This is a genomic window from Paraburkholderia sp. RL18-085-BIA-A, assembly GCF_046027075.1.
Lineage (GTDB): Bacteria > Pseudomonadota > Gammaproteobacteria > Burkholderiales > Burkholderiaceae > Paraburkholderia.
The window spans coordinates 90,601-103,667 of the sequence record NZ_JARESU010000026.1 but is presented as its reverse complement, the minus strand read 5'-3'; the positions used below and the strand labels follow the sequence as shown (position 1 = coordinate 103,667).

The 13,067-nt window shown below is 64.8% G+C and carries 12 protein-coding genes; 7 read left to right on the top strand and 5 right to left on the bottom strand.

Annotated features, from left to right (window positions below):
* The coding region (locus P0D89_RS19720; protein WP_494478171.1) for an ABC transporter ATP-binding protein C-terminal domain-containing protein at nt 1-96 on the top strand (96 nt) is incomplete at its 5' end.
* Between the two features lie 118 nt (nt 97-214).
* On the opposite strand, the gene P0D89_RS19715 is transcribed toward P0D89_RS19720, so the two are convergent.
* The 3 genes from P0D89_RS19715 to P0D89_RS19705 all read right to left on the bottom strand — a co-directional run bounded on the left by P0D89_RS19715 (nt 215) and on the right by P0D89_RS19705 (nt 3,289).
* The gene (locus P0D89_RS19715) at nt 215-685 is read right to left on the bottom strand and encodes a GNAT family acetyltransferase (RefSeq protein ID WP_408368144.1); all 471 of its coding nucleotides are present in this window, start codon (nt 683-685) and stop codon (nt 215-217) included.
* A gap of 18 nt (nt 686-703) precedes the next feature.
* Nucleotides 704-1,888 carry an acetylornithine transaminase gene (locus P0D89_RS19710; protein WP_408368142.1) on the bottom strand — a complete coding sequence of 395 codons (1,185 nt, stop codon included), beginning with the start codon at nt 1,886-1,888 and terminating at the stop codon, nt 704-706.
* Between the two features lie 369 nt (nt 1,889-2,257).
* Nucleotides 2,258-3,289 (bottom strand): CDP-6-deoxy-delta-3,4-glucoseen reductase, encoded by a 1,032-nt coding sequence (locus P0D89_RS19705; protein ID WP_408368140.1) that lies wholly within the window; start codon nt 3,287-3,289, stop codon nt 2,258-2,260.
* Nucleotides 3,290-3,383: 94 nt separating this feature from the next.
* Here P0D89_RS19705 and P0D89_RS19700 point away from each other — a divergent pair, with 94 nt between their 5' ends.
* Nucleotides 3,384-4,433, top strand: a complete 1,050-nt coding sequence (locus tag P0D89_RS19700; RefSeq protein ID WP_408368138.1) for an NAD-dependent epimerase/dehydratase family protein — start codon at nt 3,384-3,386, stop codon at nt 4,431-4,433.
* 260 nt (nt 4,434-4,693) lie between these two features.
* On the opposite strand, the gene P0D89_RS19695 is transcribed toward P0D89_RS19700, so the two are convergent.
* Nucleotides 4,694-4,882 carry a hypothetical protein gene (locus P0D89_RS19695; RefSeq protein WP_408368136.1) on the bottom strand — a complete coding sequence of 63 codons (189 nt, stop codon included), beginning with the start codon at nt 4,880-4,882 and terminating at the stop codon, nt 4,694-4,696.
* Nucleotides 4,883-5,050: 168 nt separating this feature from the next.
* The gene (locus tag P0D89_RS19690; RefSeq protein ID WP_408368134.1) at nt 5,051-5,761 is read right to left on the bottom strand and encodes a pseudouridine synthase; all 711 of its coding nucleotides are present in this window, start codon (nt 5,759-5,761) and stop codon (nt 5,051-5,053) included.
* A gap of 94 nt (nt 5,762-5,855) precedes the next feature.
* On the opposite strand from P0D89_RS19690, the gene P0D89_RS19685 reads away from it, so the two are divergent.
* The 5 genes from P0D89_RS19685 (at nt 5,856) to gsiB (ending at nt 12,939) form a co-directional block, all read left to right on the top strand.
* On the top strand, nt 5,856-7,109 hold the full coding sequence (locus P0D89_RS19685; RefSeq protein WP_408368132.1) for an MFS transporter: 1,254 nt from the start codon (nt 5,856-5,858) through the stop codon (nt 7,107-7,109).
* A gap of 171 nt (nt 7,110-7,280) precedes the next feature.
* Nucleotides 7,281-8,255, top strand: coding sequence for a MurR/RpiR family transcriptional regulator (locus P0D89_RS19680; RefSeq protein ID WP_408368130.1), 975 nt, complete (start codon nt 7,281-7,283; stop codon nt 8,253-8,255).
* A complete protein-coding gene (locus P0D89_RS19675; protein ID WP_408368128.1) occupies nt 8,252-9,247 on the top strand; it encodes an isoaspartyl peptidase/L-asparaginase family protein in 996 nt (331 codons plus the stop codon). Before P0D89_RS19680 ends, P0D89_RS19675 begins: the two co-directional genes overlap by 4 nt.
* Before the next feature lie 71 nt (nt 9,248-9,318).
* Nucleotides 9,319-11,241 carry a dipeptide ABC transporter ATP-binding protein gene (locus P0D89_RS19670; protein ID WP_408368126.1) on the top strand — a complete coding sequence of 641 codons (1,923 nt, stop codon included), beginning with the start codon at nt 9,319-9,321 and terminating at the stop codon, nt 11,239-11,241.
* 135 nt (nt 11,242-11,376) lie between these two features.
* On the top strand, nt 11,377-12,939 hold the full coding sequence (gsiB, locus tag P0D89_RS19665; protein ID WP_408368124.1) for a glutathione ABC transporter substrate-binding protein GsiB: 1,563 nt from the start codon (nt 11,377-11,379) through the stop codon (nt 12,937-12,939).
* Nucleotides 12,940-13,067 lie beyond the last annotated feature (128 nt).

Here is a 13,067-nt window from a genome sequence, read left to right as displayed (position 1 = left end):
GGCTACGTGATGGACTCGGGTCTGGTCACGATGTCCGGCGACGCGAAGCAGATGCTGGATGATCCGAAGGTGCGGGCGGCATATCTGGGTGAATGAGTTGGGTGAATCATCCACTTGAATAAGCCCGGCTGAACCATTCAGCCGTACCGATGAAAAAAGGCCGCATGTGAGAAATCGCATGCGGCCTTTGCCATTCATTCAGGCGTGCAAGCGATCAAACAGCCGGCGCAGGATCCACCGATGTGCCAAGCCGCTTGCCAAGACTGATCACCGCATCGGCGCGATACCCGAGCGCCTCGTAAAACGCGCGTAGCTCGGCCTTCGCAGACAATATCTGCAGATTCAGCTTCGGACAGCCGCGCTCGGTCAACGCCTGTTCGACATGCGCGACGAGGCGCGTGCCGATCCCATGACGACGCAACGACTCATCCACCGCAAGCGAATACATCCAGCCACGGTGCCCGTCGTAGCCGCCCATCACCGTGCCGACGATGCGCTCGTCGAACACCGCGACAAAAAACAGTTCCGGCTGCGTCGCCAGCTTGTTGGCGATCGACAGATGCGGGTTGCGCTGTGGCCTCGTCGCGTCCCGGTACTCGGGGAAGGCTTGTTGCCACAGCGCGACCACCGCATCGGTATCGCGCGCGTCGAAGCGGCGGATCGATAGCGGGGCGCGTGTCGTCATCAGCGTGCTCCTGTTCGATTACAGCGTGTCGAGAATCGAACGCAGCATCGCCATCATCTGGTCGATCTCTTCGTTCGTCACGTTCAGCGCCGGCATGAAGCGCAACAGATTCGGACGCGCCGCGTTCAGCAGCAGGCCGTCGGGCTGCATGTCGCGCGCCTTCTCGACGATCTGGGGGCCGGTGTCCTTATCGAGCAGCAACGCTCGCAGCAGGCCTTCACCGCGTTCGCCCTTGAAGCCGCGTTCCTCCGACAACTCCAGCAGCTTCGAGCGCAGATACTCGCCGCGCGCCCGCACGCCTTCCAGAAAGCCCGGCGCGGTCAGTTGCGAGATCACCGAATAGCCGACCGCGGTCATCAGCGGATTGCCGTTGTAGGTACCACCCTGATCGCCGGCTTCGAACACCGCGACGTCCGCCTTCGACAGCAATGCCGCGAGCGGCACGCCGCCGCCGATGCCCTTGCCGAGCGTCATGATGTCCGGCTCGATGCCCGACAGCTCATAGGCGAACAGCGTGCCCGCACGGCCGCAGCCGCTTTGCACTTCGTCGACGATCAGCAGCAGGTTGTGCTTCTTCGTCAGCTCACGCAGTTGCTGCATGAATTCGCGCGATGCGGGAATCACGCCGCCTTCGCCCTGAATCGGTTCGAGCATCACGGCGACCGTCTTCGCATTGATGAGCTTTTCCACCGATGCGATGTCGTTCAGATCCGCTTTCGGGAAGCCCGGCACTTGCGGTGCGTAGATCGTGTCCCAGCCCGGCTTGCCGCTCGCCGACATGGTGGCGAGCGTGCGGCCGTGGAAGCTGTGATCGAACGTGATGATTTCGAATGCGCCGTCCTTGAACTTCTTGCCCCACTTGCGCGCGAGCTTGATCGCGCCTTCGTTGGCTTCGGCGCCGCTGTTCGCGAAGAACACCTTGTCGAAGCAGCTGTGTTGCGTGAGCAGGCCGGCGAGTCGCGCCATCGGTTCGTTGTAGAACGCCGGCGATGGATTGAGCAGCAGCTTCGCCTGCTTGTTCAGCGCTTCGATCATGCCGTCATTGCAATGACCGAGACTGTTGACCGCCCAGCCCTGGATGAAGTCGAGATAGCGCCTGCCGTTATTGTCGTAGAGCCACGAGCCCTTGCCGTGCGTGAAAACGATTTCGGGCCGGTTCGTGATGTACATCAGCGACTCGATAGGGTACTCATTGAAATTCATGACGACGGGCTCCAGGGAACAGGGTGAAAGCAGGTGAAAGTGAATGACGAGCAGGCCGAAGATGAAACTGCGGCCGGAAAAACAAAAAGCCACGGCATGCCGTGGCTTTCATGATTCGAACAGCTTGCGCCCTTGTGCGGCGCGAATCCGTGACGAAGCCAGCGGCGTCCCTAGGGGAGCGGCGAGCGGCGACGTCGGAGTTCGGAGTGGATGCGGTTCATGCGCGAAAGAATACGACAAGGAAAGCGCCGGTGTAAACCATGAATTTGCACCGATGCGCATGAAGGTGGAATTTTGCGCGTCCGTCTTCATGCTGACAGGTTGTGCGAGGACGGTCTTATCGACATGTCGACAAGACCGTTCGTTTGCTCAAACCGCGTTGGCCAGATCCGCTTCGCTCGTGAACGAGTCCGCGTAGAACTCGTCTTCCGGCAGGCTGTGATGCTGGGTGAAATCGCGCTGAGCCGATTCGACCATCACCGGCGCGCCGCACGCATACACCTGATACGCCGACAGATCGGGCAGGTCTTCGATCACCGCGCGATGCACGAAACCGACGCGGCCCGTCCATGCATCGCTTGCGTCCGGTTCGGACAGCACCGGCACGAACTTGAAGTTGGGAATCTCGCGCGCCCATTGTTCGGCCAGCTCGAGCAGATACAAGTCTTTCTTGCGACGCGCGCCCCAGTACAACGTCATCGGTCGCTCGAGGTCCTTGAACACCGCGTGCTCGACGATCGCCTTCAGCGGCGCGAAGCCCGTGCCCGAAGCAAGCAGCACGATCGGCTTGTCCGAATCTTCACGCAGGAAGAAGGTGCCGAGCGGTGCTTCGAAGCGCAGGATGTCGCGCTCTTTCATCGTGTTGAATACGTGATCGGTGAAGGCGCCGCCGGGCATGTGACGGATGTGCAATTCGATCGGGCCTTCCGTATGCGGCGCGCTCGCCATCGAATAGCTGCGGCGCTTGCCGTCCTTCAGGATGAATTCGAGGTACTGGCCGGCCAGGTATTGCAGACGTTCGTTGGCGGGCAGTTGCAGCTTCACGACGATCACGTCGTCGGCCTTGCGCTCGATCGCGATCACGCGGCACGGCAGCTTCTTGACTTGCACGTCGCCGACACCGGCCACTTCGCGGATGTCCACTTCGAGATCGGAGCACGCGGTCGCGCAGCACAGCAGCGCCATGCCGCGCGTCTTTTCGTCGTTCGACAACGCCGACGACGAATGCGCGCGCTGTTCGACCTCGCCGCTCACCACCGCGCCCTTGCACGATCCGCAAGCGCCGTTTTTGCAACCATACGGCAGGCCAATGCCCTGGCGCAAGGCGGCGCTCAGCACCGGTTCGTCCTGTTCTACCTGAAACTGCCGGCCGCTTTGCCGGAGCGTGACGTTAAATGCCATAGAGTGTTCGAAATCGTAAAGTCGGGAATCGTTATCGGACCCGCCGCTCAACCGCGCGCTACCTGCCGCGCTTGACGGCTACAATGCGTCCACCATGAATGCGACACGAAACTTCCGCCGGCCGCGCGTGTTGATCGTAGGATGCGGCGATGTCGGCATGCGCTGCGTGCCCCTGCTGCGGCCGCGCGCGCATATTTTCGCGCTGACCAGCCATGCCGGGCGCAGCGCCGAATTGCGCGCCGCGGGCGTGACGCCGCTGGTCGGCGATCTCGACGTGCGCCGCAGCCTGAAGCGGCTCGCGGGCCTGGCTCCTACGGTGCTGCATCTCGCCCCGCCGCAGAAAACCGGCGACGACGACCGCCGTACCCGCGCGTTGCTCGCAACGCTCGGCGCGCGCCGCGATGTCGCGCTGCGCGCCGCGCGTGGCGCGGTGATGCCCGCAGTCTCGCTGACAGGGCGCTTGCGCCGCGGGTTGCGCGCCGTTCGTGCCTCGTGGGCGCTATCTGAAACAGCCAATATTGTACCCGACGGGGTGCGCCGGCTAGCCGGTTCGCGTGCGTCCGTGCGTCTTGTGTATGCGAGCACGACGGGCGTCTACGGCGATTGCGGCGGCGCGTGGATCGACGAAACGCGCGCAACGCAACCCGCCAACCCGCGTGCCAAACGCCGCGTGTCGGCCGAGCAGCAGTTGCGCCGTGCGACCGCCCGCGGCAGCGTTGCGGCGAGCATCGCGCGAATTCCGGGCATTTATGCGCGCAACCGCCTGCCGCTCGCGCGACTCGAAAAGGGCACGCCCGCGCTGATCGACGCCGACGACGTCTACACCAATCACATTCACGCCGACGACCTCGCCGCGATCCTCGTGCGCCTCGCCACGCACGGCAAGCCGGCGCGCGCGATCCACGCTTCCGACGACTCGTCGCTGAAGATGGGCGAGTACTTCGATGCGGTGGCGGATGCGTTCGGCCTGCCGCGCGCGCCGCGTATCACGCGCGCGCAAGCGGAGGAGCGGATCGATCCGAGCCTGCTGTCGTTCATGCGCGAATCGAGGCGGCTGGTGAACCAGCGTCTGAAGGATGAGTTGCGCGTGCGGTTGCGGTATCCGAGCGTGGCGGACTTTCTGCGTGAGGGGGGCGCGAAGTAAAGACGCGAAGCGAAGCCGTGAAGCGACAGTGTGAAGTGATGGCGTGAAGCGAAGATGAGAGCGGACGGCGCGAAGGAGGTAAGGGGGCTGAAGGCGCTACGGCAAGTCAGCCAAAAGCGCGATAAAGGCCACGCAGGAGCCAGGCAACCGTCAACCCGGACCACGACGCGCACACGGCTAAAACCCGACAAACACTCACCACGCCAGGCATCGCCCGGCGCAACTCCGTCGCGCGTCGCGCTCGCGCGCTCCTCGCTGGCTCAGGTCAGCGACGGCAAAAACTCCAGCAGCAGGAAGCACAGCATCCCGCCAATCAAAGCGCCGATCAGGTTCGGATGATATTTGTGCCGCAACCGCATCACGATCAGCAATCCGCCGACCAGCAGCAGTCCGAGACATGTGAAAGCAATCATCACCTGCGAGATCGCGATGGTGCCGTCGATATGCATGGCGCCCCTCCTTGTAACCTTTTGTAGTCGTTTGTTTAGACGAGTATAGGGCGAGGTGTAAGGAAGAGCATGCTGCGGCGCAGCGCCTGAACGCGCGCTTTGCGCCGGCTTTTTCGTAAGCGCGCCGGCTTTCCCTGCCGGATCAAGACCTTGAGAAAAGCTAGCGGTTTACCCGCTCCGTAAAGAACTGAGGTCGGTTTCGTCGAGCCATTGCCATGCGCCTGGCGCGAGCGTCGCAGGCAACCCAAGTCCGCCGATCCGCTCGCGATGCAGCGCATCACAACGGTTGCCGGCCGCCGCGATCATCCGCTTGACCTGGTGATACTTGCCTTCCATCACGGTGAGCGCGAGCGTGTGAGCGTCGCGTGCTTCGGCGTCGACCGCGGCGATCGGCTTCGTCTCGCCGTGCAGCAAAACGCCGCCGCGCAGCGCGTTCAATTGCGCGTCGTCGAGCGGGTGACGCGTGGTCGCGACATACAGCTTCGGCACCTTGCGTTTGGGCGACGTGAACAGGTGCACGAACTTGCCGTCGTCGGAGAGCAGCAGCAGGCCGGTCGTGTCCTGGTCGAGACGGCCCACGCATTGCACGCCACGCTCGGCGAACTGCGGCGGCAACAGGCTGAACACGCTCGGATGATGTTGCGGCTCGCGCGAACACTCGTAGCCGGCGGGCTTGTTCAGCAGCAGATACGCATGCTCGCGATACGGCCAGACGACCCCGTCCACGCTGAAGCGCAGGCTGTCGTCATGGGTCGGGAAATCGGCGTCGGCATCGGTGCAGACAGTGCCGCCGATGCTCACGCGAGCGTCGGCGATCAGCGCGCGGCATTGACGGCGCGAGCCGAAACCTTGGGTGAAGAGGATGCTTTCGAGATTCATGGCGAGCGAAGAATAACACCGCAAGAACCGGAGCGCCGCGCGGCGCAGGACGGACGACGATGGTCTTCCCAGGTCCAGCCGCAGGAGTCCATCCATGCATGCCCCGTCCTCGTCATCGTCCGCGCTTCGTTTGCCGGCCGCGTTCCAGCGGCTCGCCTGGTCGAATCTGGCTGCGCAATCCGCCGAGCAGATCAGCCTCGCCGCCGCGCCGCTCGTCGGGGTGTTCGCGCTCGGCGCCGATGCGCATGGCACCGGGCTGCTGCAAACCGCGCAGACGCTGCCGTTCCTGTTGCTGTCGATGCCGCTCGGCGTATGGGCCGACCGCCGTTCGCGCCGCATGCTGATGACGCTCGCTGAAAGCGTGCGCGTGTTCGCGATGCTGTGCGTGCTTCTGCTCGTGATGACGCATGCATTGAGTCTGCCGCTGCTCGCCGCGCTCGGCTTTATCGCGGCGACCGGTACGGTGGCCTACAACGTCGCGGCGCCTTCGCTGGTGCCATCGATCGTGCCGCGCGAAGCGTATGCGAGCGCGAACGGGCGGCTCGAACTCGCGCGCAGTGTCGCGTATTCGGCGGGGCCGGCGCTGGGCGGCCTGCTGGTCGGCTGGATCGGCGCGGGCTGGGCCTATGGTTGCGCGGCGGCGTTGTCGGCGCTGGCCGTCACGTTGCTGGCCGGGCTGCGCGAACCGCCGCGCATCGCCGCGCCCGCGCGTCACTTCATGCTGGAACTGCGCGACGGTACACGCTTCGTGCTGCGCGACGCACTGTTGCGTCCGATGCTCGCGACCGCCGTGTTCTTCAACCTCGGTTTCTTCATCCTGCAAGCGGTGTACGTGCCGTATGCGGTGCATCGGTTGGGGTTGAGCGCTTCGGCGGTCGGCGTGACGCTCGGCGCTTACGGCGTCGGCATGGTGTGCGGCGCGCTGGCCGCGCCCGCCATCGCGCGACGTCTCGCGTTCGGCCGCATGCTGATCATCGGGCCGTCGTGCGGTTTGCTCGCGTCGCTCGTGATGGTGGCGACGCTCGTCGAGCCGTCGTTCTGGCTCGCGACGGCGAGCTTCTTCCTGCTCGGCGCCGGCCCGATTCTGTGGGTGGTCGGCTCCACCACGCTGCGCCAGGCGATCACGCCCGAACGGATGATGGGCCGCGTGTCGGCGCTCATCAGCACCGCCACTTACGGCGCGCGGCCAGTCGGCGCGCTGCTCGGCGCGGTGCTCAGTGCGCGATGGAACGTCGACGCGTGCCTGGTCGCGGCGGCGGTGGCTTTTCTCGTGCAGGCGCTGATCATCTTCATGTCGCCGGCGGCGCGGCTCGCGCGCATTCCCGAGCCGCACGCCGCAGCCTGCTGACGTGAAAACGCATTTTCATCGCGCTGCGTCCGGGATGACAGAGCGGCGTTTTCACTCCGCCGCGGGTCAGTGAAAACCCTTCAAAAATGAAAATACATTTTTTTCTAAAGGATTTCCATGTAAATATACTTTCATGTATTCCAACTTCAATCGACGCGCCAATCCGCTCGCATGATCCATCATCCGCCCGCCGTATCCAGTCCCGCCGAGCAGGCCATTGCCGCGCGCATCGCAGCGGCCATGCCGACCCTGACGCCGATTCACCGGCGCATGGGCGACTACGTGCTGGCCAATCTGTTTCGCGCGGCGACCATGCGGATCGATGAACTGGCGAGCGTGGTCGGCGCGTCGGTGGCGACGGCGAATCGCTTCGCCCGCGCGCTCGGTTTCGACGGCTATCCGCAGTTTCGCGAGGCGCTGGTGCGCGGCTTCGAGGCGACGCTCGCGCCGGTCGAGCGCTTGCGCAGCGCGCAGGAATCGCTAGCGGCCGGCGACGATCTGGTCGACGCGTCGCTGGAGCAGGCCGCCAACAATCTGCACGCGACGCGCACGGCCATCGACCGCGCCGCCGCCGACGCCGCCGTCGAAGCGATCATCGCCGCGCGCCGCGTGTTCGTGCTCGGCTACGGCGCCAGCGCGTTTCTCGCCGGCCTGATGGAACACGGCCTGATGCCATATCACGACAACGTGCAGTCGCTCGCGCTGATCGGCGGGCCGTCGCATGCCGCGCGGCGCCTGTTCGCTTCGAACGGAGGCGATCTGGTGATCGCCATCGCGTTTCCGCGCTATGTCGACGACACGATCGAACTGGCGCGCCGCGCAGCCAGCCGGGGCGCCCGCGTGCTGGCGCTGACCGACGGCCCGCGCTCGCCGCTCGCGCAATTCGCGAATCTCTCGCTCTTTATCCGCGCCGACCGGCGCCTCGCGGCGAACGCCGATTCGGCCGTGCTCGCGGTGATCGAAGCGCTGTGCGACGCGGTCGCGTATCGCGCCAAACGCTCGGTGAAGGCGGCCGCCGACGTCAGCGAATTCGTGCTGCCGTGGCTCGTCGAACCGCAGGCCGGAGCGGCCGACGCAGCGGGCGAAGCGCCGCGCGCCACCAGCCGCACTCCTCGAACCACCCGCACTATCAAAACCAAACGATGAAAACCAACGCAGTCATTGCCATTCATGGCGGGGCAGGGACGATCCTGCGCGCGTCGATGTCGGCCAGCGCCGAGGCCGAGTATCACGCGGCCTTGCACGCGGTATTGAGCGCCGGCCAGCGCGTGCTCGCCGAAGGCGGCAGCGCGCTCGACGCGGTCAGCGAAGCGGTGCGTCTGCTCGAAGACTGCCCGCTCTTCAACGCGGGACGCGGCGCGGTGTACACGGCAGCCGGCACCCACGAACTCGACGCGGCCGTCATGGACGGCAGCACGCTCAAAGCCGGCGCGATCTGCTGCGTGAAGCGCGTGCGCAACCCGATTCTGGCCGCGCGCCGGGTGCTCGAACGCAGTGAGCACGTGCTGTTCACCGGCGAGGGTGCGGAGGCGTTCGCGGCCGCGCAAGGGCTCGAATTAGTCGAGCCTGCTTACTTCGATACCGACGCGCGTCATCGTCAATGGCTGCTCGCGCGCGGTCAGCAGCGCGCGATGCTCGATCACGACGGCGCGACACTCGCCGCCGCATCGTCATCGAATAACGACGACGAGCCCACGCCACACGAGCCGATCGATCCGAACCGCAAGTTCGGCACCGTCGGCGCGGTCGCGCTGGATCAGCACGGTCACGTGGCGGCCGCGACGTCGACCGGCGGCGTCACCAACAAGCAGGTCGGCCGGGTCGGCGACACGCCGCTGATCGGCGCCGGCTGCTATGCCGACGACGCGACCTGCGCGGTGTCGACCACCGGCTCCGGCGAGATGTTCATGCGCATGGTCGCGGCCTACGATGTCGCCGCGCAGATGGCCTACCGCAACGTCTCGCTGGAAGAAGCGGCCCACCACGTGGTGATGAACCGCTTGCCGAAGATCGACGGGCGCGGCGGCCTGATCGCCGTCGATGCGCGCGGCAATGTCACGTTGCCATTCAATACGGAAGGCATGTATCGCGGTTTCGCGCGGCTCGGCGAGGCGCCGGTCACGGCGATCTATCGCTAGACCGCTTGCCTGCCGAGCCTGAACCTTCGCCCGACCCTACGTTAGCCGCGTTCGAATTCAAAGGAACCACCGTGCCGACTTCATCGCACACCGCCCGCCTGCTTATCGAAACCTTGCCGCCGCAACGCGTGCTCGCGGTCGACGATCTGTCGGTCGCGTTCCGCCGCGGCGACTCGACCTTCAACGCGGTACGCAATCTGTCGCTGACGGTCGAGCGCGGTGAGACGCTGGCGATCGTCGGCGAATCGGGCTCGGGTAAATCGGTGACGTCGCTCGCGTTGATGCGGCTGATCGAGCACGGCGGCGGGCGTGTGGCCGGCGGCAGCATCGCATTCCGGCGCCGCGACGGCAGCGTGCTCGATCTTGCCAAGGCGTCGGCGGGCACGATGCGCGCGATTCGCGGCGCCGACATCGCGATGATTTTCCAGGAGCCGATGACATCGCTCAATCCGGTCTTCACGGTCGGCGACCAGATCAGCGAAGCGATCGCGCTGCATCAGGGCAAGAGCCGTCAGGCCGCGCATGCCGAAACACTTCGTTTGCTCGAACTCGTTCGGATTCCTGAAGCACGGCGGGTGGCGGCGCGCTTTCCGCACCAACTGTCGGGCGGCATGCGCCAACGCGTGATGATCGCGATGGCGTTGTCGTGCAAGCCCGCGCTGCTGATCGCCGACGAGCCGACCACCGCGCTCGACGTGACGATCCAGGCTCAGATCCTGCAATTGATTCGCGGCTTGCAGGACGAGATGAACATGGGCGTGATCTTCATCACGCACGACATGGGCGTGGTCGCCGAAGTGGCCGATCGCGTGCTGGTGATGTATCGCGGCGAGAAGGTCGAAGAGGGTGCGTCGGACGCGCTGTTCGCCGCGCCGTCGCATCCTTATACGAAGGCGCTGCTCGCGGCCGTGCCGCGTCTTGGCGCGATGCAGGGCACCGATCAGCCCGCGCGCTTTCCGATTCTGACCGTCGAACAGGCCAGCCTCGGCGGCACCGATCAAGCCGTGCGGCCCGCCGCCGCCGTGGCCAGGGAACCGCAGCCGCTCGTCCAGCAAAGCACACCACCGATTCTGCGCGTGCGCGATCTGATTACGCGCTTTCCGGTCCGCAGCGGGATGTTCGGCCGGGTCACGGGTCGCGTGCATGCGGTCGAAAAAGTCAGCTTCGATTTGCGTCCCGGCGAAACGCTTGCGCTGGTCGGCGAATCGGGTTGCGGAAAGTCGACCACCGGGCGCTCGCTGTTGCGTCTCGTAGAAAGTCAAAGCGGCTCAATCGAATTCGACGGCAAGGAAATCAGTTCGCTGACCGGGCCCGCGTTGCAGGCGTTGCGCCGCGACATCCAGTTCATTTTCCAGGACCCGTTCGCGTCGCTGAATCCGCGTCTGACGGTCGGCTTTTCGATCATGGAGCCGCTGCTCGTGCACGGCGTCGCACAAGGCGCGCAGGCTCAGGCGCGGGTCGCATGGCTGCTCGAAAAAGTCGGCTTGCCGGCCGAGGCCGCGCGCCGCTATCCGCACGAATTCTCCGGCGGGCAGCGTCAGCGCATCGCGATTGCTCGGGCGCTCGCGTTGAACCCGAAAGTCGTGATCGCCGATGAATCCGTGTCCGCGCTCGACGTGTCGGTGCAGGCGCAGATCGTCAACCTGATGCTCGATCTGCAACGCGAACTCGGCGTCGCATATCTGTTCATTTCGCACGACATGGCCGTGGTCGAGCGCGTCAGTCATCGCGTCGCCGTGATGTATCTCGGCCAGATCGTCGAGATCGGTCCGCGCCGCGCGGTATTCGAAGCGCCGCAGCATCCGTACACGCGCAAGCTGATGGGCGCGGTGCCTGTGGCTGATCCGGCGCGCCGTCACGCGAAGCGCATGCTCGCCGCCGACGACATTCCGAGCCCGATCCGCGCGCTCGACGACGAACCCATCGTCGCACCGCTCGTGGCGGTGGGACCGGATCATTTCGTCGCGCAGCATCGGATCGGTGGCGCTTACTGACGCGACGACCCGAAGCGATCAACGAAGCAGTAACTGAAGCAAGTAAGCGAAGCAAAAGACCGAAGCCCAACCCAAAGCAAAGCGATTCCTCTCGCAACCTCAACCTGTTTCATCTCGCAGCCTGGAGCCAACCTCATGAACCTGCTGGTCCCGTCTTCTCCGTTTCGTTTGCGCGCGCTGGTCAGCGGCGGCGCGGTGGTGTTCGCGATGCTCGCGGGCAATCTGGCACACGCCGACACCACGGCCGTGATGGCCGTCGCGTCGACCTTCACTACGCTCGATCCATACGATGCCAACGACACGCTGTCGCAAGCCGTCGCGAAGTCGTTCTATCAGGGGCTGTTCGGTTTCGACAAGGATATGAAGTTGGTCAACGTGCTGGCCGACAGCTACGAAGCCAGCCCGGACGCGAAGGTCTACACGTTCAAGCTGCGTCACGGCGTGAAGTTCCAGGACGGCACCGACTTCAACGCGGCCGCGGTCAAGGCGAACTTCGACCGCGTTACCGATCCGGCCAACAAGCTCAAGCGCTACAACATGTTCAGCCGCATCGAGAAGACCGAAGTAGTTGATCCGTACACGGTGAAGGTCACGCTGAAGGCGCCGTTCTCCGCGTTCGTCAACGTGCTCGCGCATCCGTCGGCGGTGATGATCTCGCCGGACGCGCTGAAGAAGTACGGCAAGGACATCGCGTTCCATCCGGTCGGCACCGGGCCGTTCGAACTGGTGAAGTGGGACCCGGCGGGCGACCTGACAGTGAAGAAGTTCGCGGGCTACTGGAAGAAGGGTTACCCGAAGATCGACGCGATCGACTGGAAGCCGGTGGTCGACAACAACACACGCGCCGCGCTGATGCGCACCGGCGAAGCGGACTTCGCGTTCCAGGTGCCGTTTGAACAGGCCGCGCAATTGCAGTCGAGCCCGAAGGTCGATCTGATTGCTGCGCCGTCGATCATTCAGCGCTACATCAGCCTGAATGTGAACCAGAAGCCGTTCGACAATCCGAAGGTGCGTGAAGCGCTGAACTACGCGGTCAACAAGGAAGCGCTGACCAAGGTCGCGTTCGCCGGCTACGCGACGCCGGCCGACGGCGTGGTTCCGCAAGGCGTCGACTACGCGACCAGGCTTGGGCCCTGGCCGTATGACCCGGCAAAGGCGCGCGCGCTGCTGAAGGAAGCGGGCTATCCGAACGGTTTCGAAACCACGCTGTGGTCCGCGTATAACTACTCGACCGCGCAGAAGGTGATCCAGTTCGTGCAGCAGCAACTCGCACAGGTCGGCATCAAGGCGCAGGTCGAAGCGCTCGAAGCAGGGCAACGCGTCGCCAAGGTGGAGAGCGCACAGGATGCGGCCACCGCGCCGGTGCGGATGTACTACGCGGGCTGGTCGTCGTCGACGGGTGAGGCCGACTGGGCGGTTACGCCGCTGCTCGCGTCCGTATCGTTCCCGCCGAAGATGATGAACACCGCTTACTACAGGAACGACACCGTCGACAGCGATCTGAAGGAGGCGCTCGCGACCACGGACCGTACGCAGAAGGCCGCGCTCTACACTGACGCGCAAAAGCGCATCTGGGCCGACGCGCCGTGGATCTTCCTCGTCAAGGAGAAGGTCGTGTACGCGCGCAGCAAGCGTCTGTCAGGCGCTTACGTCGCGCCGGACGGCTCGTTCAACTTCGAAGAAATCGCGATCAAGTGACGAGGTAACGCGCTGAACGTGCGAGCCGGCGCGCTGCTGCCGTTGTTGTTGTTCCAGCAGCGCGCCGGACCGCACGGTCTCGATACCGCCGCACACGATTCCTCATTGCCCGCATCATTGCCGGATTG